The sequence below is a fragment of the Novosphingobium barchaimii LL02 genome, from assembly GCF_001046635.1.
Classification (GTDB): domain Bacteria; phylum Pseudomonadota; class Alphaproteobacteria; order Sphingomonadales; family Sphingomonadaceae; genus Novosphingobium; species Novosphingobium barchaimii.
This window is the reverse complement of record NZ_KQ130458.1, coordinates 55926-77095: the sequence shown is the minus strand read 5'-3', so window position 1 is coordinate 77095 and position 21170 is coordinate 55926. Positions and strand designations below refer to the sequence as shown.

The following is a 21170-nucleotide window of genomic DNA, read 5'->3' as shown; positions in this document are numbered from 1 at the left end:
GGAGCCTCCTTCTGAGCGCTCTGGCGCGCTCAAAAGGCCGAAGGCGTCCTCCCCTCCCCTGTCCTTGCCGCGGCTGAACGGTACGGCGAACCGGCGGTAGCCGCCGGGGTCTGGGCGGCCGATCGCCGCGATCATGCTGCTTCACGGATCGGATCCTGGGCGTCGTCCGATGTGGCGAGGCCCGTTGCGCGGAGCAGGAAAGCGGCGGCCGCTTCGGCTTTTGCTGCAGCCGTCATGATGGCGCGGGAATCCTTGCGCAGCACCGCGAGCCACGAGCCGATATACGCTGCATGATCGTCGATATGGGCGGTCGGGAGGCCAAGATCCGCGCCGAGCAGGGCGGATGTCATCTCGGCGCAAAGCTCTTCGAAAGCATAAGCGTTGTCGCCGAATTTCCTGCCGAACTCTCGGTTGAGCCGGTCAGGATGACCGGTCCAATGCCCTGCCTCATGCGCTAACGTCGACGCGAAATAGGCACGGGTGGAAAACAACGCGACGGGCGGCATCGTGATGCTGTCGGCAACACGGTCATAGAAGGCCCGATCGCCGCACTGGAAAACCCTCGCCGGAAGGGCATCGAGGAAGCGCTCTGCGCGATCCGGCAGTTCGTCGTCGGGGGCGACCACGCTGAGGGGGCTTGGATAAAATTTCTCCGGCAGCCCTTCGATCTGATCGGCATTGAAGACGGCGTAGGATCGCAGCACGCGTCGCATTTCGTCCGTGGGGTCGCCGGTGACGGGCGACTCCACCGTCTTGCTGTAGGATTTGTAGAAAATGGCGATTTGCGACCGCTCGCCTTCGCGGACCTGGCCGCCCAGCGCCTGCGCCTGCTTATAGGTCATCCAGGTGCGAGAATGGTAGCCGGCGCCTTCGGCGCAGAGCCACAGCCAGAAGCAATTGATGCCCTTATACGGGTCGCCGGTCGCGCGAAGAGGACGGCCGCCAAGGCCCGGCCGCCATGGTTTCACCCAAGGGCGTACGCCCGCTTCGAGTTTGTTGATGATCGCGTTGGTGATAGTGTCGGCAGGCGACGGTTTATCGGTGGTCTTTACCACGGTCATTCTCCTGATCTCGTAGAGGCGATCCCGGACCAGCACCCTCCCCTCAGAGAGCCTGCCGCCGGGGCACAAAAGGAGGGGCGACACTCCGCGAAGAGTGCCGCCCCCAGTCGCCTCGAACCGTGCAAACGGGCGTCAGGCCGCCTCGCTCAAATCCTCCTGATCGTCGTGCGGCGCGTCCTCCAGATCCGACTCATCATCGACATCATCACCATCATCGCCGGGATCGACATCATCGGCCTCGTCGATGAACGTCGAGCGCAGCGCGATGGTCTCGGGCTGCTCGACGGCGTCGAAGCGCATCGCATCAGGCAGCCAGGCCGTCGCCTTTTCACGGATTTCGGCCTCGACGATCCCCTGCCCGTTGCAGAGCGAAGCGCAGGTTGCGGCAAGGTCGCCCTTCTTGGCGTCCTTGTAGCGCCCGCGCAGGATCGGCCCGCCAATGTCCTCGAGCGCGGCGAGCATGACCTCCTTTTTGACGCGGCCGAAGAAGTTCTCGGCCGTGGGGCGCCACCAATGCTCGACCTGAATGTCGAGCGCGCGACCAAGATGGTCATGGAACCCGTTGGACCGTCCGCCCTCGGCGATGTTCAGGCTCGGTTCCAGCGTGCGTGCGATCGAGAAGGCCACCCAACTGCCGCGGGCCTCGTCGTCGAGCGCACGAAAGGCTTCGAAACGCTCGGTCATGGTCTTGTAACCGGCCCAACTCGTATCGAGACGCTGGCGCTGATCCTCGATGGTCTGCGACGCCATCGACCCTTCGTCGCGGAAGCCGAAGATCGGGAATTGCGCGCCGCCGGACTTGAGCGTCGAGTGATTGCGGACGTAATTCTGCTCGAAGACGACATTCTGCGCCATCAGGAAGATGGTGAGGTCCAGCGCCATCGCCGGATCGCTGGCGATATGGGCGACGAGGATCTGCCGGCGCTGGGTCGCCAGCTCGTCGATCAGCGTAGCGCTGAGCTTGGGTCCATGATCGATGTCGCCGGCGCCGTCTTCACCATTGGCACCGCCCGTCGCCTTGGGCGGAGCATTCGGATCGACAACGGGCTTCTCACTGAACATGCGGGTGTGAACGCGGGCTTCGCCATCGCCACCGATATAGACGAACGTCCCGATCTGCGCCCGGACCGCCGGATCGATCTCGCGACGGGAATCCTCGATGCTCTCAAGCTCCCGTTCGATCTCGTCGAGGCGATCGTTCGCGACCTCGGCTTCCGGCGTCCCGTCGGTCAGTTCACGCTCAAGCTGCTCGACGAGTTGGTCATTTTCGGCCGAGAGCGCTTCGACACGCGCGCGCTCCTCCTCGCTGAGCGGCCGCGCGGGTGCGTGAAACTCATGAAGTTGACGCTCGAGATCATAGGGTACGTGCGTGGCCGCGATCGGCGTCACGAACGCGAGGCCCTCGGCCTGTGCGAGTTCGGCAGCGGCCGCCTCCAGCTTTTTGCCGGCAAGATCTTCGAGAAGATCGACGTCGATCCAGTTCTCGTCCCCCTCGGCTGCAAAGAGATCCCCCTCGATGCGGCCGCCTGCCGCGACATAGGCATCGCGACCGATGAACCGCGCCTTGGCATCGTTCGCCTTGATCGTGCCGTTGAGGATCGCGCGCCGGATGTTGTCGGGCTGATCGCCGTAATAGGAGGTGCTCATCTGCGCGAAGACGCGCGCCTGACGATCGATGTCGCTCGTCACGGCATAGGCCTGGGCGACACCCAGCGTGATTTCGCCGGCGGCGAGAGCCTGGAACACGCACGGCGCGAGCTCGGCAAGCCGCACCCGCTGCTCGACGAAGCGGGTGGTAACGCCCTGGCGCTTGGCAACGTCCTCGGCGGTCATCCCCTTCTGGATGAGGAAGTTGAACGCGGTGCTTTCATCCGCCGGGTTCATCGGAACGCGCTGGAAGTTCTCGGTGAGGCTCGCCTCGACCGAGTTGTCATCGTCGGTAAGGACGAGGACCGGCACGACATGGTCGGCGGGCAGCGTGCCCTGTTCGATCAGGCTCTGGAGTGCGCGCAGCCGGCGCCCGCCCGCCTTGACGGTGAAATGGCCCGCCTTCTTGAGCGGGGTAACGATGAGGTTCTGCAACAAGCCTTGCGTTGCGATGCTGGCGGCGAGAGCGTCGATACCGGCCTCACGACCGGATTTGCGGACATTGTCCTTCGACAGCGAGAGGTTCTTGACCTTTACGGACTGGATCATCGGTTGTCTCCATCTGGTACTGGCGCACCGCCTCGACGGTCACGCGAGCCTGCTCATCAGGCCCACAAAGCCGAAGGCCCCCTCCCCTCTCCTGTACTGAGCGTGGAGAGAGGCCCTGGATGGTCAGGCGGTGATGCGCTCGATGACGGCAGCGGCATGCGCGACCGGAACGAACATCCGCGTCCTGTGCTGGATGATGTCGGTGAAACAGCCGGCCGCCTTGAGTTCAGCAAGCCGCGTGTGCGGCCAATCGAGCAGTTCGAGGCGCTGCTGGCCCGCGACCAGGCTGCGCTTGAGCCGATAGGCTCCGACAGACGATATCTCGCCGGTCGTCATCACATGCTTTGCGGTATCGTCGCCTGACACGGTGATGGCGGCATTGATCCCGAAGGCGTCCGCGAGCTTCGACACCAGCGGTGCAGGGACAATCCGGCCGAGGAAGGACTGGCCGTCATCGGTGTTCAGCCGCCAGACTTGAACATGATCGTCGGGCAAGCGATCCCAGACCGGCAGGAGCAGGCCCGCGACCAAATAGAGCGTGCTGGTGCGGGTCTTGTCCCGCATCTCCTCTACCTCGGCCTGCCACAGCGCCGAAAATTCCTCCTCGCTGGTCTCTTCCCACATCGTTTCGAGCAGCAAGTCTTGCCGCATCCGCTCGGAACGGGTCGGCCGAACCAGCTCGTAGCGGCGAACGATCTCGCCATCGTCGTCGGTGAGCGAATAGGTGCTGCACCGGATCGCGGCCCTGCCGGACTTCCGATTGACGATTGGGCGCGCGTCATCGCCCAGGATCCGCAACGCGCGATCGAGCGGGAGCGGCTTATAGCGCTCCTCCGTTTCGAGGCGCAGGATCTCGGTTTCTGCGCCGCTTGTCTGATCGCGCCGGATCACGGTGCGATCAAGGATCGTGATGCGTTCGGCATTGATGCTCTCGACACCAAGATCGAGCGTGCCCGCTTCGCGCGCCGCCTCGATCCGGGCCTCGATCAGACCGAGATATTCATCGAAGATCGCATTCTGCAGCGCGATGCGCAGTGCGAGAATACGATTGAGCCAGCGCTGAATGGGCGGCAGCTCCTCCTTCAGCCCACCGCCTTCGCCCTCCAGCTCAAGTCCGGTGAGGGTCTGGAATTCATCGAGCGTCGTCGAGCGCAGCTTGCCGTCGGCCAAAAGGCGGAACCATGTCTCGAGGGATTCCTTGGCATAATCGCTTTCAAGATTGTCCCGCGGGTCGAACAGACCCTGGCCACCCGTCTGGCGCTGGCCCCGCGTCAGGGCGCCGAGGCTGTCGAGGCGGCGGGCGATCGTCGAGATGAAGCGCCGCTCGCCGCGGCAGTCGGTCGATACCGGGCGGAACAGAGGCGCGGTGGCCTGATGAGTGCGGTGGGTGCGGCCGAGACCCTGGATGGCCGCGTCAGCGCGCCAACCGGGCTCGAGCAGATAATGGTTGCGGCGTGACTGGTTCTCGGCGGTGAGGCTCGCGTGATAGCTGCGCCCCGTGCCGCCTGCATCGGAGAAGATCAGGATCTTCTTCTCGTTCCGCATGAAGGCGTCGGTCTCGGCGAGGTTTGTTCGCGGCGAACGGCTCTCGATACGCTGGCGACCATGCGCGTCGACGACGATGCGCCGGCTGCGTCCCGTAACCTCGGCGACCGCATCGCTCCCGAAATGCCCGATGATATGATCAAGGGCGGACCCCACGATCGGCAGGGAGCAGAACCGCTCGACGAGATTGTCGCGCATCTCGATCGCTTCCTGGCTGAAGATGGGACGGCCTTCCTCGTCGGACATCGGCTCGGAGCGGGTCTTGCCAGTGTCATCGACGAAGGTCTTCATCTGTCGGACGGGAAAGGCCGCCGTGAGATAGGACATGACGAACTCTTTGGGTGAGAGCTCGATGTCGAGACTCGCCCGGTCCTCGGCATTCAGCGCGGCAAGTGCCCGGTTGAGCATCGCCTCGGACGTCGAGACGAGCTGGATCACGACGCTCTCGCCCCGGGCCAGATCGGCACGGATCGCCGGGATCAGCGACGGCAGCTTCATGCCGATGAGAATCTGGCCGAAGAAACGCTGCTTGGTGGATTCAAAGATCGACAGTGCAGCGGCCTTCGCGCCGCTGTTGTAGGTGTCGTTGGAGAAGCTGTCCGTCACCCGGGTGGCATCGAGCGCTGTGCGCAAATTGGCATGGATAATCGCCCACGCATCGGCATAGGCATCATAGACCTCGATCTGGTCGGGCGTAAGACGATGTTCGAGGATGTCATATTCGACACCGGCGAAACTGAGCGCCCTGGCAACATAGAGGCCCTGCATCTTCAGGTCGCGGGCGATCAATTCCATTGCCGCGATCCCGCCACGACGCAAACTGTCGACGAAGGCACGGCGATCGGCGAAGGCGGTGGTCGGACCCCACAGGCCAAGCCGGGTGGCATAAGCGAGATTGTTGACGTCCGACGCGCCGGTTGCGGACACGTAGAGGACGCGGGCGCGAGGCAGCAGGTTTTGCAGGCGCACGCCGGCGATGCCTTGATCCGAGCCGTCCTTGGTGCCGAAACGGCCTTCGCCGCCGGCGACACCCGCCATTTCGTGCGCCTCGTCGAACACCATCATGCCGTCGAAATCGTCCCCGACCCAGTCGAGAATCTGCTGAAGACGGGTGCCCTTGTCGCCGCGGTTGGAGCGGAGCGTCGCATAGGTGAGGAATAGCACGCCCTCGGCCGCGCCGATCGGCGTGCCGAGCTTCCACTGATTCAGATGCTGGATGTCGAGCGCGAGACCGCCGACCGCGGTCCAGTCACGACGTGCATCCTCAAGCAGCGTCTCGGTCTTGGATATCCAGATATGCTTGCGGCGCCCACGCAGCCACTGGTCGAGGATGATGGCTGCAACCTGACGGCCCTTGCCGGCACCCGTGCCGTCGCCAAGGAAAAACCCGGTCCGATAAGGTCGGCCGTCCTGGTCGGGCGCGAGCGACAATCCTTCCTCGGCCGCCTTGAACAGGCCAGAAATGTCTCGCTCGAAGGCGTCACCAGCATAGATCAGCGTTTCGAGCTGAGCGTCGGACAGCACCCGGTCTGCGACAACGCGGGTGGGCAGCTTGGGAATGTAAGAGGGCCGCGGTGCCGTAATCGAGCCCATGGCGATCGATTCCACCAGAGCGGTCGGATGCGCGGATGCACAGGGAATGGCGATGCGGCTCGGCCGGTACGGCAAATAGACACCGACCGCCTCGCCGGTCGGTACGGGTTCGGCAAAGACATCGTAGCCGATATCAAGCGCGCCGAGAGACGGGGCGGCCTTGGCGATCGGGGCCGAAAGCCGGGGCCTGCTCGAAAGACCGCCGAGCAGGGATCCGTGCGCACGGGTTGGTGCAAGGCGCACTGGCGAGCATCGCGGGGTTGCCGTAAGGCTGGTGGCCGATGTGCTGATCGTCGCGAGCACCTCGGCGAGCGAGCTGCACCGGATGAGGGCGACGTCGTCCTGGGAGCCCTTTTCCAGAACGATCAGTTTCACGATCTGGCTGGTGCCATGTTTGGCATAGGCATTCGCGGGGAGCTCGACGTGGAGCGTGACCGCGAAACCGTCGGTCGCCTTCGCCCAGGCGCGGCTTGATGTGTCCACGCGATCGGGAAGGATCGCGGTACAGCGCCCCCCGGCACCAAGTCGCTTCAAAGCGGCGCGCAGATGACGGAACGCGGCAAGCGGGTCGGCATGCCTGCCCATGCTGCGGGAAAAGGGCGGGTTGATGAGCACGGCGGTCGGGCGGATCGACAGCGGCAGCAGATCGTGGATGAGTTCGCCATCGTGGCGACTGACCGGTGCGGTGGGAAATGCTGCCTCGAGCATAACGGCACGCGCGGGATCGATCTCGTTGAGGACAAGCTTGGCGCCAACGCGGGCGGCGAATACGGCGAGGAGCCCGGTGCCGGCGGAGGGCTCGAGGACGGTATCCGCGGCGGTGATGCGAGCGGCGAGCGCGGCAAGATAGCCAATCGCGGCCGGTGTCGAAAATTGCTGGAGCGCGATCTGTTCTTCGCTGCGCACACTATGCGTCGGCAGGGATGCGGTGAGCGCGGTCAGGGCCGCAAGGCACTCGGCCGGCTCTTGCGACAGGTCGAGCGTGGCGAGGTGCAGAACCTGGGCCAGCTCAAGCACATCATAGGCGTCGCGGAGTGACCAATGCCCATCGGCCGCGGTTGAACCATAGGCGGTTTCCATCGTCCGGAGCAGGCCAGGCCGGTCGATGCCGTTGCCCTTGCGCAACACGGCGTGGACCGCCTTCGCCGCGTTAATGGATGGTTCGGTGAAATCGAGTTCGAGAGCAGCGGCTGAAGTGCGCATTGTAAGCCTCCATTGCATCGCCCGGTGCCCATCACCGGAGCAACAAGCCGGAGGCTTCCTCTCCTCTCTTCAGTGGGAGTGGAGCTGGATCATGGGGCGAGGAACGGCGTTGCGGGCAAGCCGATCGCGCAGAGCATCGTTCCAATCATCATGTTCGGATGGGAGCCATTCCTCGACCCTTCGCCCGTTGGCCCTGAGGTGATCCCCTGCCCTCTTCAGGCAGATTTTCGCCGCCTTGTTTCGCTGGCCGAACACGATGACGCGCTTCACCTGCGACGGTATGCCGACATGGGCGTAGCGCTCGGCACCAAGCACAGCCCAAACCGGCAATTGGAACCAGTCGATGGCGGACAAGGCATCTTCGATCCCCTCGGCAATGCCCAGAACGTCATCCGGCTCACCAAAGCGTACGCTGCCCGAGCCGAGCAGACCCAGAGCTAGCTTGGGTTTGCGGAAGGGGCGCCGCAAAATGTTTGTGGGATCGAGAAAGGTCCGATGGACCGCGACCAGGCCCAGCTCATTTCTCACTGCGGCGATCATTGCGGGAAGGCTGCGCCGATCCTTGCCCTTCCCTATGATCGTCTGTGGGTTGAAGCGAAGATCGGACGTTGGCGCGTAAAGGCCCCGAGCATGAAGATAGGCTTCAGCCGGTGTTCCGGCGATGGGGATGCTGTGCTGCCACAATGACCTGGCCAAGCCGCTCAGATCGCGCGCCGGCGCGCGTGGTTCGACATAGACCGGCAGCCTGTCGTGCAAGCCCTGACGATCCAGAGCCTTGAGGATATCGGTCGATGTGCATCCCGCAAAGCATTTGAACAGGATCGCCTTGGTGCCTAGGCGGACCGAAAGGCTAGGCGAGTGATCGTTATGGGCGGGGCAGCGGCACTCTCCGCGCGATCCTGACCAGCGTCCACCCAAGCTCTCGACGATTTGTCTGGCGCGGACTGCTGCATCGATGGTGGCGGGCATGGGCGAAACTCCTGTCGAAATCCAAGGTCGCTCCGCGCATGCCCCCTCTCCTCTTGCCGATCGACGCTGCCTCCTGAGATTTATGCCGCCTTTGCCGCGAGCACACCGAACTCTTCGACGATCCGGTCGGTCGTGTAGTGGGTGGTCCCGTCGCGCTCATAGGAGGTGTCACGGAGCCGTCCGGCAATCCGCACGAGATCGCCAACCTGAGCCTTCTCATCGATATATTTACGCTGACCATCGCTGAAAATGACGACTCGGTTCCAGTAGCTATCCTCGATCCACTGATCGCCTTCTCCGCGGCGGCGGTAGTTCGCGCATACCGAGATGTTGGTGACCTTGGGCTTGGCATCGATCTCACCGATCCGTCCGATGATCTCGAATTTGGCAAAATTGATCATGCGACCTCCTCACTGCGTCTGCTCAGCGGCGACGAGCGGTGATGCAGCTACGATCGGTTCGCTGAGGATCTCGTCGCAGGGCGGAGCTGCCAAGGATCGAGACCGTGATGTTATCGTGGAACACCGGTCTGCAGATATCCCCCCAGCTAGGGGGGCGGGTATGTCGTCCGACCGTAAAGGCTAAACGAATCGCCTGCTTGGTCTCTTAGAATCATTCTAAAACAACGCCGCTGCTTGCAGCGGAAGGATTCATGATTCTAAGTGATTCAGATTCGCTGCTAAAAAGGTCCGCAATTTCAATGATCTGTCGCGTTTATCCTGACCGCGCGGGGGATTTTGCCTGACCCGGCGGGGGCACCATCCTGACTGGTCGGGGGGAGATAGCTGACCTATTGGGGCTATCCTGACCGATTGGGGGCGATGGCATCTGGCGATCCCGCGCTTTGGAACGGTGGCATTCTGGCGCGATTTTCGCGCGTGAGCGAGCCGAAAACGGACAGAACCCAAATTGCATCGCGACTCGGCAGAATCTCAGGAATTTTGCAAAGGCGTCATACGATTCCAACCTGACCGGATGGGGGCGGAAAAACCGCTTCAGCCTGCCCTGACTTGACGAGCGAGGACAGGTCAGGCAGCAATTAGGCGAATCTGCCCAATATGCGCTCGGCCTATATGACATGGAACATGCGGAAAATCTAAGCGGCGATACAGCGCAAGAGGCGCAAGCCGATTCGGCGCCTGGCCGTGCCATGCGTGTTGCAGCGGCCTTGCAGGCGAAGGGTGGCGAGGAATTCGCCAAACCCGGCAGCATCGTCGAAATCAAGTTCGTGAAAGGCCAATCGCTCAGCCTGACGGCGTCCCGGTTGCTCGCGTTGATGATCCTGACCGCAGGCGGCGATGCTTGGCAGGACCGGCCGCATCGTATGCGCAAGGCCGATATTCGCCGCGGGCACAAGGGTAACGAACGTATCTCCGACATGCTGGAGGAACTTCACCGCACCCTCTTCGCGATCGACGACCGATCCTGGCGCGGCAAGAAAGCTACGCTGCGCTTTTCCCTGATCTCGTCATCCCGCGAAGAGGCTGAAGATACTGACGGTGCGGATGCGGGGTGGATTGAATGGGAGTTTACGCCTGATGCGCGTAAGCTCATTCAGGAATCTGAGAGCTATGCCGTTCTCAATCGACAGGCGGTGCTCGGCTTTCGATCGAGTTATGCCCTCAAGCTTTATGAAATCGGATCGCTGCGGCTCCATCGTCGCCAGTCCACCTGGAAGGGTGATATGGCGGCGCTGCGCGCAGCGTTGGGCATATCGCCCGATGTTTATAAGGATTTCGCGCAGCTCCGTCGCAAGGTTCTTGAAAAGGCAAAGGCTGAGATCGACCAGCTCGCGCACTTCCGGGTCGAATGGAAAGAGATACGGCAGGGCCGGACAGTGACCGAGATCGAGTTTCGATTCGAGCCGAAGGACGCCCCGGCGCAGATAGCCACCGTGGACGAGATTGAGCGTCATTCAACAGGACGCAAGGCGCGGCGCGAAGAAACAGTCGAGACGATCGCGGACACGCTGGCGGTAGGATCGATGGTCAAGGCAGCGGTCAGTTCATTGACCTCGTCCGAAAAGGGCACCGAGATCATGTTCCCGCAAGGAACGATCCGTTTCAACGCAGAGGCGCTCGCCGCAATCGCGAGATCGCACGGCGGAGGATGGGACATCGACCTCATCGCCGACGCCTATCGTCAGCAAATGGGAGATCGCTTGGCAAAGCTCAAGGGGGCGAAGCTGATCAGTTCATGGACCGGATTTTGTGAGAGTTTCGTAGCCCGTCGAGGGCGGCCATAACGGAAATTGCACCGGTGCAATTTGGCATTCACCCCCACCGAGTCAGGATAGGTCCGTCAGGTCGGTCGGAATAGGGCCTTCAGCCAGTTATAAGCCTCGGCACAGATGATACACTTTCGAAATCGAGCTTGCATTTGACGAAAAAGCGCAAGTGAGGTTATTGTGCTCCCAGTTTCAAAAGGGGCGCTTGTGGCAGCATCACTCGACATAGACGGTACGCAAGATCTCCTATCGGTAGCGACGCTCGCCCAGCGCACCTCGTCGGTGCTGGAGCGGTTACGCGATTCCGCGAGGAGCGCGCGCGCGGATGATCGTCGCGAACCGACTTTCCCTATTGGCAAGGCAGCTGACCTTGTTGGACGCACGCCGGCGGCAATTCGGGACGCGGAGAAGGATGGTCGTCTACCACCCCCGCCCCGAACCGAAAACAATCGGCGCGTCGGATATACGCTGGCGCAGCTCAATGACATGCGCGGGCTGTTCGGTACGAGGCCGTGGCGTGCCGCGGATGACCCGTGCTGCGTAGTCGCAGTCCAGAATTTCAAGGGCGGCGTCGGCAAGTCCACGCTTTCGGTCCATCTTGCGCAGTATCTCGCAATCCAGGGCTATCGTGTGGCGCTGATCGACTGCGACAGTCAGGCGTCGGCCACGACCCTGTTCGGCTATGTGCCAGACCTTGACCTGACCGAGGACGACACACTCTATCCGTTTCTGCGGCAGGAGGAGATGACCTCCCTCGACTACGCTTTGCGGAAGACCCACTTCGATGGACTAGAACTGATCCCGGCCAATCTGCGATTGTTTCAGTCCGAGTATGAGATCGCCGCGCGCATGGCACGAGGGCAGGGGGGGCTGATCGATCGCCTTGCACAAGGCATCGCCAGTATCTCCGATCGGTTCGATGTCGTCGTTCTCGACCCGCCTCCTGCGCTCGGTGCGATTTCGCTGTCTGTCCTGCGTGCGGCAAATGCGCTGGTTGTGCCAGTTCCTCCGACCGTGATGGATTTTTCCTCGACTGCCGCATTCTTGGCGATGCTCGACGAAACCATCGAAACGCTCGCAGAAAGGGGGTTCGCACCGACGCTTCAGTTCCTGCGATTCGTAGCGTCCAAGGTCGATGAAAACAAATCGATGCAAAAGGAATTGCTCAATCTGATGCGCACGTTGTTCGGGCATGCTTTGGTCAGGACGCCGCTGAAGGACTCGGCCGAGATCGACAATGCGACCGCGCGTCTGATGACCGTCTATGAGCTCGATGGGCCGGTGACGAGCAGCGCTGTACGCAACCGGTGCCTAACCTATCTCGATGGCGTCAATGCGGAAATCGAACTGGATATTCGGGCGATGTGGCCCAGCCATTTGAGCCGTTTGCGCAAGGAAGGCTTAGCGTGAACAGGCAAAATTGCACCGGTGCAATTTTCGGTGAGAAAGCGGAATTATGAGCAGGAAAAATGCGAGTTTTGCTGCCGGCCTTGCGGCCGGAATCGATCCTCCCGAAGATGCCGCGGCCGCACCTCGACGACCCGGACTTGGCGCGAATGTGCTGACGGGACGCGAGAACCGCTTGGCGGAGTTGGCGGCTGGCACTGTGGTCAGCCGGACGCACGAATTGGTGGACCCAGCGCGCTGCCGGATGTGGGTCGGCCATAACCGTGAATATGCCCTGCTCACCGAGGAGCGGTGCGCTGATCTGATCGAAAGCATGAAGGCTCAAGGTCGGCAGGAAATGCCCGCGATCGTGCGCCGGGTGCGTGGCGAGGCCGATTATGATTTCGAGGTCATCTGCGGCGCACGACGCCATTGGTCGATAAGCTGGCTGCGAAGCCATAACTATCCCGATTTCCGCTTCCTGGTCGACATACGGGAACTATCTGACGAGGAAGCGTTCCGGCTTGCGGATATCGAGAATCGGGCCCGGGAAGACCTGACCGATCTGGAGCGCGCCCGCGACTATCTGCGCGCGCTCGACGCCTACTATGAGGGGCGTCAGAAGGTCATGGCCGAAAGGATAAAGGTTACCGAGAGTTGGCTCAGCCGATACCTTGATCTTGCGCGTCTACCGAACGAGCTGATGGCGGCCTTCCCGAATCCGCAAGATTTGCGCATCAAGCATGTGACGGCCATCAAGCCTCTTCTCAAGCCCGACGATCGGCGCCAGCGCGTATTCGCCGAAGCGGCAGTTCTCGGTAGTCGATCTGGAGAGGAGGGTGTCCCTACGGCAGTGCCGGACATCATCCGCGCACTCGCGCTGGCAGCAGACCCCCCCAAGAAGTCAGGCACCCCCAAGAGGTCAGGATCAACTGAAACGCTCACCTCGCAATCGGGTAGGCCGCTTGTGAGGATCGATGGCAAGGATCGTAAGGGGGTTAGGGTGACGTTGCTGACGCAGGCGGGGGGGACGCGTGCTGAAGCTGAAGATGCGCTCAAGCTATTGCTCGATAAGCACTGGCAGTAGGACGCGGTCTAATAGAGCTTCGCCATCAGCTTGCGGGCGCCTTGCGGGGTAATGCCGAGCAACCGCGTCACTGCAGGTTGGCGCAGACCTGGATAGGCGAGTTCGAGGCGAGCCAGGAGAGGCGCGCGGCTCCGACGGGTCGCTGCTGCATTCAAGGACGATGGTCCCCGACGCTCGAGCCAGTCGAGATCTTTCAGACCTGCCTTGCAGGCCGTGCGTAGCGAACGGGTGATGACAGCCACCATGTCGTCAATCTGTGCAGGTGGAAATTTCGGCAGCAAGATGAGTGAGGGCAGGGGGGCAAGCGTGAGACCGGCGGCGTGGAGTATGGTCGGCACATGACTGGCCACCAGCCAGGACCGATCACGCGCGCGGGGTTCGAGCATGACCGTTCGCCCATCGATGGTTGTTATGTCCACTGCCGCTTGATCGGACGATCCTACCACCGCCAGCATGTCGATGATCCGTGTCGCGACCGCGCGAAGCGTTGGGGCAGAGTAGGGGGCCTGCGCCGCGACGCGAGCCTGGCGCCATGCGGACCCGAAATAGGCGAGGTCGCTCGCGGCCCAGGTCTCGGCCTCAGCGCGGTCATCAAGGACGGTGCGCAAGATGTTGAGCGTAGCCCGTGCAATCGGGTCGCGTTCGTTTGCCGTAGCTTCGATGGCGAGATGAAACACGGCCGCGACCGAAACTGGATCATTGAGGCCCTCGGACGCGCGAGGAGGGGGCGTGCGTCCGCAGATCCAGTCCTGAAGATGGTCGACATCGACCGGCACGCCTGCAAGACCAGCCAAATCCGCCGCGCCGGATAGCCGCGCCCGGGCAAGCCATATATCGGCCCAGGGGCTGTTGCGAAGTCGACCATCAAGGCGGCCGAGCATGAGCAGGGCGTTTTCTGTGAGCGATGGATCTATGATCGGTCGTGCCATACCGCTAGCGTTAACGCGATTCAGAAGGAAACCAAATTGATAAGTTGGTTTCCCTTATCCTTAGCGTTGAAATAGGAACATATGATAATTGCAGTTATCACATGTCCATAATTGACCTTACTTTATAGGGTGGGCTATCAAGCATCCTCGGTGGGCAGGGGCGATCAAGCGTGGAAAAGACGGTATTCTGGTCATGGCAGAGCGATCTCGACGGGCGTGTCACGCGCGAGGTCGTCCGTTTCGCGCTCGACGCCGCGATCACGATGCTCTCGGCCGACGTCGAGGAAGCCGACCGGCCGAGCCTGACCTCGGACACGCAAGGCGTGGCCGGCACGCCCGACATCGTCGCGACCATTCTTCGCAAGATCGACGAGGCGGCGGTCTTCGTCGGGGACGTCACGCCGATCGCCGTGTCCGAGAGCGGCAAAGCCTGCGCGAACCCGAACGTCCTCCTCGAGATGGGCTATGCGAACCGAGCGCTGAGCGAGCACCGCGTCATCCAGGTCTGGAACACCGCGTTCGAGGGCGCCACGCTCGACAAGCTGCCGTTCGACATGCGGGGTAGGCGCGGACCGATCGCGTTTCACCTGCCGGTTGGCGCCGATACGACCGAGCTACGCCGCGTGCGCGGAGAATTGGCAAAGCAGCTCGCGGGCGCGTTGAAGGCCTCATTGGACGAACTTCCCCCGCTGCCGCCAGAAGCCATTCCCTGGCAGTCGCATTTCCCGGGTGATGCCGACGTCTGGTTTGATCGGTCCGAAGTGCAGACGGTGACCAATCCGATGCACGGCACGACGAAGCTGCGGTGGAAGCCGCACTTCGCGGGCTATGCGCGGATCATTCCGTCGAAATGGGCGGCGAAGCCGGGAGCAAAGCAAGCTCTGGCTGGCAGTGAGGGGCATCCGGCGCTGCTGGCACAGCCCAACGCGCTCAATTTCGGAATCAGCAAGGGCGGAGCGATGGTCTACTGGCCAGGCACAGCGGAGGAGGGCGTCGATCCCACGGTCGCCTTGACCCAGTGGTTCGAGAAGACCGGCGAAATCTGGGGCGTGGGCGGGGGGTTCCTGTTTCAGCGAGATGAAGAGCGGCTCACCCTGTCGACCGGCTATTTCTACCAGCGCTGGCTCCATTTTCTGGAGCGGAACTGCGCGCTGGTGCTCGCCCATGGTGGTTCGCTGCCGATCCATGTCCGGCTCGGCGTCACCGACATCAGGGACAGCTGGTGGCCGCGCGGCCCGTTCCAGTTCAATGACGAAGGCCACGCGGCGGTTGAGGACTCCTACGAGTACGATGCAACGCTAACGTCGATCGGGGTAGAGGAACTCCAGCGCGTCGCCGTCGCGGCCTTCAACGGCCTGGCCGCGGCTTACGGCATGGAGCCGTTCACCCACGACCAGATCATCGAACAGTCGAGGCCCTGAGCGTGGAACAACTGCCCGCCATAAGCCCAGTGACGGACCCGCCATCGGGATCGGGGGTCGATCTGGCATGGGAAGTGACGAAGCTTGGGGCCGGCCAGACGATCACCGTCAACAAGGCGCTCATCGATGCCTATCAGGCCGCCTCCTCGCCCCACAGCATCCGCGCCCTCAAATCCGATCTGGAGGCGTTCGATCTTTGGTGTCGGTGCTCGCACAGGGCGTCGCTGCCAGCGACCCCCGAACTCGTGGCTGACTATCTCGACGCAAGGGCGGGGAAGGGGGCCAAACCGGCTTCGCTCGGCCGCTACAAGGCGTCGATCGCGAAGATCCACCAGCTTCTCGATCTGAAGGATCCGACGCAGACCGAGCTGGTCAAGCTGCGGCTCCGGGCGATCCGGCGCGAGAAGGGGACCGCGCAGGTCCAGGCACGGCCGCTGCGCTTCAAGGGGCCGGTCCGTGATGTGGAGCGCGAGGCACCGCGAGGGCTGAACGTGCGGGCGTTGCTCGAGGCCTGCCCCGACGATCTGCCGGGACTGCGCGATCGCGCGCTGCTGTCGGTTGCCTATGATACGGGGCTGCGCGCCTCCGAGTTGGTGGCGATCGCGGTTGAGCACATTGTCGAGGCGCTCGATCCCGAGGCGCGGCTTCTCACGATACAGCGCAGCAAGGGCGACCAGGAAGGGGAGGGGGCGACCGCGTACCTGTCGCCGCGCTCGGTGCGCGCGATTGCGGCCTGGACGCAATCCGCAGGGATATCCTCTGGTCCGCTGTTTCGCCGCGTCCAGGTGCGGCGCTACAAGGCGCGAGCAGCGGTGAAGGGGCGTCGAATCGATAGTATCTCAAGCCGCGAAACCTGGGATCTACGCAAGACGCTCTCTAAGCCGGCGGTGCCGGCCCGGTTGGAGTTTGATGTCGGCAGTGTTGCCCTGCATCCCGGGTCGATCGGACCGATCTACCGGTCGATCATCCAGCGGGCGTTCGATCGCGGGGCTCTGAGCGATCTCACCGCCGACGATCTCGCGCGACTGCTCAAGGGGGTCAGCGCGCATTCGACACGCGTGGGGCTCAACCAGGACCTGTTCGCAAGCGGCGAGGATCTCGCCGGAATCATGGATGCGCTGCGCTGGAAGAGCCCGCGCATGCCGCTTGCCTACAATCGCAATCTTGCTGCCGAGGCGGGCGCAGCCGGGCGTTTGCTCAATAAATTGGCCTGACTGGTAAGCCGACTATCTGTCCAATCGCGAACTCGCCTAGGCGGCTCGGGGGCCTGAGACTGCTCTGGCTATCACCAACGAGATAGGGTAGGGGGGTATGCTATGGGACATTTGACCGAAGGCAGTGATGAGCTCCTGAAGCGCGTGCGACGTATCGCCGGGCAGGTCACGGCGATCGAGAAAGCGCTGACCGCCAACGCCGATTGCACGACGACTCTGCATCTCGTTGCAGCGGCGCGCGGCGCCATGAACGGGCTGATGGACGAGATTATTGAAGAGCATGTCCGAGCCCATGTGGCGGACCCCGACCTCACGGCCGAAGATCGTGCCGCGGGAGCAGACGAATTGATCGCGGTCATACGCCGCTACGCGAAATAAGGCTGAGATCATGACGACGTCCCGCGATATTGACGCCTTTGTGCACGACCATGTGTATCTGGGGGCCTCTCACGACGACAACGCTCGTCGGACGCTGTGGGTGGTGGTGCTGACGGCTGTGATGATGATCGGCGAGATTTTCGCCGGCTATGTCACCGGATCGATGGCGCTGCTGGCCGATGGCTTCCATATGGCAACGCATGCTGGCGCGTTGAGTGTCGCAGCGATTGCTTATGCCTATGCCAAGCAGCATGCATCGAACCGGCGGTTCAGCTTCGGAACAGGCAAGGTCGGCGACTTGGCGGGCTTCGCCTCGGCGCTGGTGCTGGGCCTGATCGCCCTGGGGATCGGGATTGAATCGATCCTTCGGCTGTTCGAGCCCATAAAGGTTGCCTTCGGCGAGGCGACCCTGATTGCCGTCGTTGGGCTTGGCGTGAATATCCTCAGCGCCTTCCTGCTGTCGGGCAGCCACCACCACCATCATGGGCATGACGATCATGCCCACGACCATCATGCCCATGGCGGCGACAACAATCTCCGCTCGGCGTATGTGCATGTCCTCGCCGACGCTCTCACATCGGTATTGGCAATCGCGGCCCTTCTGGCAGGCCGCTACCTTGGCTGGGTGTGGATGGACCCCGTCATGGGGATCGTGGGAGCCGTCGTAATCGCCCGCTGGTCCTGGAGCCTGATGCGAGATACCGCCTCAGTCCTCCTCGACTCGACCGACAGCCATGTTGCCGAGGAAATACAGGATCTCGTTGAAGGGCCAGGCGATGTGCGTATTGCCGATCTGCATGTCTGGCGTGTCGGTCCCGAGGCCCATGCCGCCATCGTCGGAGTGGTCGGCAGTGCGGGGATCAATGCAGGCGTGATCCGCGACCGGCTCGTGCCGGTCCATGAGTTGAAGCACCTAACAGTCGAATGCCACTGACGAGGTTGCTGTTAAGTCGCCGTGCATAGACCTGTGCCGTTTCGATGGCACGACCGGGTGGTGTCGAGGGTGCGGTAGGTCCAAACCCGAATGCCGGGCATGGAAGAAGGCGCAGCCTCAACAGCAACGCAAGATTGCTGCCGATCTTCCGCGCCGGCTCGCGAAACTGGCGGGTCGCGAGTTGCAGAAATGAGCGCGAAGGCCCCGCGCGAAGACTAGATTCAAGATTCCAGATGCGTCAGGATCGGACATTCCGGCCGATTGTTACCGTGACAGCTCCTCGCCAGATCCATCAGCGCTGCTCGCATCGCATTAAGCGCGTCCGCCTTGCGGCCAAGGTCGGCTGCGCGGGACTCTGCCAGTGCCTTGACCTCGGCACTGGCGCGGGCCCGATCGGACCATAGATCAAGCAGCTTTCGGATTTCTTCGATTGGAAAGCCGAGGTCGCGGGCATTGGCTATGAACCGAAGTCGATGCACATCGGCATCCGAGTAGTCGCGATACCCACTATCCCGCCGCGCCGCCGACGGGATCAGGCCGATTTTCTCGTAATGGCGGATCATCCGCTGAGAGACCCCGCTCGCGTCCGATGCCGCGCCGATGTTCACAATTCCACCCGGTTGAGCCGCAATGCGTTCGTCACGACGCTGACGGAGGACAGTGCCATCGCGGCCGCCGCGATGATCGGCGAGAGCAGGATGCCGAAGATCGGGTAGAGCAGCCCCGCAGCGATCGGGACCCCGGCAGCGTTGTAGATGAAAGCGAAGAACAGGTTCTGGCGGATGTTGGACATCGTTGCTTCGCTCAAACGGCGCGCACGAACGATGCCGTTCAAGTCGCCCTTCAGCAGGGTGACGCCGGCGCTTTCGATTGCGACATCGGTGCCCGAGCCCATCGCAATGCCGACATCGGCGACGGCGAGCGCGGGCGCGTCATTAACTCCGTCGCCTGCCATGGCCACGATGCGCCCCTCAGCTTTCAATCGCGAGACCACATCGCTTTTCTGATCCGGCAACACTTCGGCTTCGACATCATCGATTCCAAGTTTCCGCCCGACCGCTTGTGCTGTTGTGCGATTGTCGCCCGTCAGCATGACAACCCGGATGCCCTCCTTGCGAAGCGCCGCGATAGCCTCAGCCGTCGTTTCTTTGATTGCATCGGCAATGGCAAGGATGCCGGCGGCCTGTCCGTCGATCCCGATGAAGATGGCGGTCGCGCCGTCTTGGCGCAGCTCATCCGCCTGCGGCTCAAGGGCGCGAACCTCGATCCCGTTTTCTGACAGGAAGCCGGCATTGCCCAGCGTGATGCGCTTGCCATCGACCGTGCCGATCGCTCCCTTGCCGGTTGGGGAATCAAAGTCGGTGACCTCGGGGAGCGCAATCCCCCTATCCTTGGCGGCGGCGACCACGGCCAGCGCCAGCGGATGTTCCGATGCCCGCTCCACGCCGGCGGCAAGCCGCAGCAGCTCGGTCTCCTCATAGCTTGTCGCGGGAACGATGCGGGTAACCGACGGCCGGCCCTCGGTCAGCGTGCCGGTCTTGTCGACGACCAGTGTGTCGATCTTCTCCATCCGCTCCAGCGCTTCGGCATTCTTGATCAGCACGCCGAGCCCTGCACCCCGGCCGATGCCGACCATGATCGACATCGGCGTCGCCAGCCCCAAGGCGCAGGGGCAGGCGATGATGAGGACAGCGACAGCGGCGATCAGGCCATGGGCCAGACGCGGCTCTGGTCCCCAGATTCCCCACACGCCAAAGGCAATGAGCGCGATCAGCAGGACCGCGGGCACGAACCATCCCGCGACCTGATCGGCCAGGCGCTGGATGGGTGCCCGCGAACGCTGGGCGTCAGCGACCATCTGGACAATACGCGCCAACATCGTGTCGCGTCCGACCTTCTCCGCGCGAATGACGAGGGCGCCGCTTTGGTTGATCGTTCCGCCGATGACCGCATCGCCCAGCGCCTTTGTGACCGGCATCGACTCGCCCGTCACCATCGACTCGTCGAGCGAGGATCGGCCGTCTTCGACCTTGCCATCGACGGGTACTTTTTCGCCGGGCCGCACACGGAGACGATCACCGACGGCCACCTGCTCGAGCGAGACCTCCTCATCATCCCCGTCGGCGCCAATGCGGCGCGCGGTCTTGGGCGCGAGGTTGAGTAGCGCCTTAATTGCGCCCGAAGTCCGCTCGCGGGCGCGCAGCTCGAGCACCTGCCCCAGCAGCACGAGCACGGTAATGACGGCGGCGGCTTCGAAATAGATCGCGACCGTCCCGTCCATCATCCGAAACGCTGCCGGGAATACCGACGGGGCGATGGTTGCCACCACGCTGTAGGCCCAGGCCACGCCCGTGCCCATCGCGATCAGGGTGAACATATTGAGGTTCCGTGTCCGCACGGACGCCCACCCACGTTCAAAGAATGGCCAACCCGCCCAGAGCACGACCGGGGTAGCCAGCGCAAACTGAAGCCAACCAGATAGTTGGGGCGGTACAAGATTGTGCAGCGCCGGGAAGAGGTGGCTGCCCATCTCCAGGACAAACACCGGGATGGTGAGCAGCAAGGCGATCCAGAAACGCCGGGACATATCCAGAAGTTCACCGCTCGGCCCAGTGTCTGCCGTCACAAGTTCCGGCTCAAGGGCCATGCCGCAGATCGGGCATGGCCCGGGATGATCCTGGCGGACCTCCGGGTGCATGGGGCAGGTCCAGATTGCGCCCGGTTGAGCGGTTGCCGCCTCCTTCTCACCCTCGGACAGGTAGCGCTCCGGGTCAGCGACAAACTTCGTGCGGCAACCCGCGCTGCAGAAATGATAGTCCTCGCCGTCATGCGAGGCATGATGTGACGTTCCCGTCGGATCAACCATCATCCCGCAAACCGGATCTTTGACCGTTTTCACGTCCGTGCCGCCACCGTGCTTGCCGGCGCAGCAGCTATGGGCGCCCGAATTGCTAGCTGGAACAGGATCAGTCACAGGCTCGTCTCCTTATCGACGAAATGCAATCTGGGGTCTGACATCGTGTCAGG

Annotated in this window: 16 protein-coding genes; 8 read left to right on the top strand and 8 right to left on the bottom strand. The window is 62.7% G+C overall.

Annotated features, from left to right (window positions below):
- Window positions 1-131 precede the first annotated feature (131 nt).
- The 5 genes from V474_RS20905 to V474_RS20885 form a co-directional block, all read right to left on the bottom strand.
- The gene (locus V474_RS20905; protein ID WP_021243472.1) at window positions 132-1061 is read right to left on the bottom strand and encodes an ArdC family protein; all 930 of its coding nucleotides are present in this window, start codon (window positions 1059-1061) and stop codon (window positions 132-134) included.
- A 132-nt stretch (window positions 1062-1193) separates the two neighbouring features.
- Window positions 1194-3257: a ParB/RepB/Spo0J family partition protein gene (locus V474_RS20900; protein ID WP_021243471.1), complete on the bottom strand. Its 2064-nt coding sequence runs from the start codon at window positions 3255-3257 to the stop codon at window positions 1194-1196.
- 123 nt (window positions 3258-3380) lie between these two features.
- Window positions 3381-7598: a strawberry notch-like NTP hydrolase domain-containing protein gene (locus V474_RS20895; protein ID WP_021243470.1), complete on the bottom strand. Its 4218-nt coding sequence runs from the start codon at window positions 7596-7598 to the stop codon at window positions 3381-3383.
- A gap of 69 nt (window positions 7599-7667) precedes the next feature.
- Window positions 7668-8567 carry a DUF7146 domain-containing protein gene (locus V474_RS20890; protein WP_021243469.1) on the bottom strand — a complete coding sequence of 300 codons (900 nt, stop codon included), beginning with the start codon at window positions 8565-8567 and terminating at the stop codon, window positions 7668-7670.
- Between the two features lie 80 nt (window positions 8568-8647).
- Entirely contained in the window at window positions 8648-8968 is a 321-nt protein-coding gene (locus V474_RS20885) for a single-stranded DNA-binding protein (RefSeq protein ID WP_021243468.1), read from the bottom strand.
- 749 nt (window positions 8969-9717) lie between these two features.
- Between V474_RS20885 and V474_RS20880 the strand changes: the two genes are divergently transcribed.
- The 3 genes from V474_RS20880 (at window position 9718) to V474_RS20870 (ending at window position 13267) form a co-directional block, all read left to right on the top strand.
- Window positions 9718-10812: a replication initiation protein gene (locus V474_RS20880; protein WP_040602497.1), complete on the top strand. Its 1095-nt coding sequence runs from the start codon at window positions 9718-9720 to the stop codon at window positions 10810-10812.
- 189 nt (window positions 10813-11001) lie between these two features.
- Window positions 11002-12204: an AAA family ATPase gene (locus V474_RS20875; RefSeq protein ID WP_021243466.1), complete on the top strand. Its 1203-nt coding sequence runs from the start codon at window positions 11002-11004 to the stop codon at window positions 12202-12204.
- A gap of 46 nt (window positions 12205-12250) precedes the next feature.
- Window positions 12251-13267 (top strand): ParB/RepB/Spo0J family partition protein, encoded by a 1017-nt coding sequence (locus V474_RS20870; protein WP_021243465.1) that lies wholly within the window; start codon window positions 12251-12253, stop codon window positions 13265-13267.
- A gap of 8 nt (window positions 13268-13275) precedes the next feature.
- Here V474_RS20870 and V474_RS20865 read toward each other — a convergent pair whose 3' ends face one another.
- On the bottom strand, window positions 13276-14196 hold the full coding sequence (locus V474_RS20865; protein ID WP_021243464.1) for a hypothetical protein: 921 nt from the start codon (window positions 14194-14196) through the stop codon (window positions 13276-13278).
- A 170-nt stretch (window positions 14197-14366) separates the two neighbouring features.
- Between V474_RS20865 and V474_RS20860 the strand changes: the two genes are divergently transcribed.
- From V474_RS20860 to V474_RS25135, 5 genes are all read left to right on the top strand, one after another.
- The gene (locus tag V474_RS20860; protein WP_021243463.1) at window positions 14367-15617 is read left to right on the top strand and encodes a hypothetical protein; all 1251 of its coding nucleotides are present in this window, start codon (window positions 14367-14369) and stop codon (window positions 15615-15617) included.
- 2 nt (window positions 15618-15619) lie between these two features.
- Window positions 15620-16831 carry a tyrosine-type recombinase/integrase gene (locus V474_RS20855; RefSeq protein ID WP_051187043.1) on the top strand — a complete coding sequence of 404 codons (1212 nt, stop codon included), beginning with the start codon at window positions 15620-15622 and terminating at the stop codon, window positions 16829-16831.
- Window positions 16832-16933: 102 nt separating this feature from the next.
- Window positions 16934-17209: a metal/formaldehyde-sensitive transcriptional repressor gene (locus V474_RS20850; RefSeq protein WP_021243461.1), complete on the top strand. Its 276-nt coding sequence runs from the start codon at window positions 16934-16936 to the stop codon at window positions 17207-17209.
- A 10-nt stretch (window positions 17210-17219) separates the two neighbouring features.
- The gene (gene dmeF, locus V474_RS20845; RefSeq protein WP_021243460.1) at window positions 17220-18143 is read left to right on the top strand and encodes a CDF family Co(II)/Ni(II) efflux transporter DmeF; all 924 of its coding nucleotides are present in this window, start codon (window positions 17220-17222) and stop codon (window positions 18141-18143) included.
- 25 nt (window positions 18144-18168) lie between these two features.
- Complete coding sequence (locus tag V474_RS25135) at window positions 18169-18336, top strand: DUF1289 domain-containing protein (protein ID WP_081659631.1); 168 nt, start codon at window positions 18169-18171, stop codon at window positions 18334-18336.
- Window positions 18337-18364: 28 nt separating this feature from the next.
- Here the strand turns inward: V474_RS25135 and cueR are convergent, their stop codons facing one another.
- Both cueR and V474_RS20835 read right to left on the bottom strand, forming a co-directional pair.
- Window positions 18365-18751, bottom strand: coding sequence for a Cu(I)-responsive transcriptional regulator (cueR, locus tag V474_RS20840; protein WP_021243459.1), 387 nt, complete (start codon window positions 18749-18751; stop codon window positions 18365-18367).
- Window positions 18748-21042, bottom strand: coding sequence for a heavy metal translocating P-type ATPase (locus V474_RS20835; protein ID WP_051187041.1), 2295 nt, complete (start codon window positions 21040-21042; stop codon window positions 18748-18750). Before V474_RS20835 ends, cueR begins: the two co-directional genes overlap by 4 nt.
- Window positions 21043-21170 lie beyond the last annotated feature (128 nt).

What these genes read in the sequence shown, in the direction of transcription:
- V474_RS20905 (WP_021243472.1), bottom strand. Translation starts at nt 1,061, where the DNA reads ATGACCGTGGTAAAGACCACCGATAAACCGTCGCCTGCCGACACTATC.
- V474_RS20900 (WP_021243471.1), bottom strand. Translation starts at nt 3,257, where the DNA reads ATGATCCAGTCCGTAAAGGTCAAGAACCTCTCGCTGTCGAAGGACAAT.
- V474_RS20895 (WP_021243470.1), bottom strand. Translation starts at nt 7,598, where the DNA reads ATGCGCACTTCAGCCGCTGCTCTCGAACTCGATTTCACCGAACCATCC.
- V474_RS20890 (WP_021243469.1), bottom strand. Translation starts at nt 8,567, where the DNA reads ATGCCCGCCACCATCGATGCAGCAGTCCGCGCCAGACAAATCGTCGAG.
- V474_RS20885 (WP_021243468.1), bottom strand. Translation starts at nt 8,968, where the DNA reads ATGATCAATTTTGCCAAATTCGAGATCATCGGACGGATCGGTGAGATC.
- V474_RS20880 (WP_040602497.1), top strand. Translation starts at nt 9,718, where the DNA reads ATGCGTGTTGCAGCGGCCTTGCAGGCGAAGGGTGGCGAGGAATTCGCC.
- V474_RS20870 (WP_021243465.1), top strand. Translation starts at nt 12,251, where the DNA reads ATGAGCAGGAAAAATGCGAGTTTTGCTGCCGGCCTTGCGGCCGGAATC.
- V474_RS20865 (WP_021243464.1), bottom strand. Translation starts at nt 14,196, where the DNA reads ATGGCACGACCGATCATAGATCCATCGCTCACAGAAAACGCCCTGCTC.
- V474_RS20850 (WP_021243461.1), top strand. Translation starts at nt 16,934, where the DNA reads ATGGGACATTTGACCGAAGGCAGTGATGAGCTCCTGAAGCGCGTGCGA.
- dmeF (WP_021243460.1), top strand. Translation starts at nt 17,220, where the DNA reads ATGACGACGTCCCGCGATATTGACGCCTTTGTGCACGACCATGTGTAT.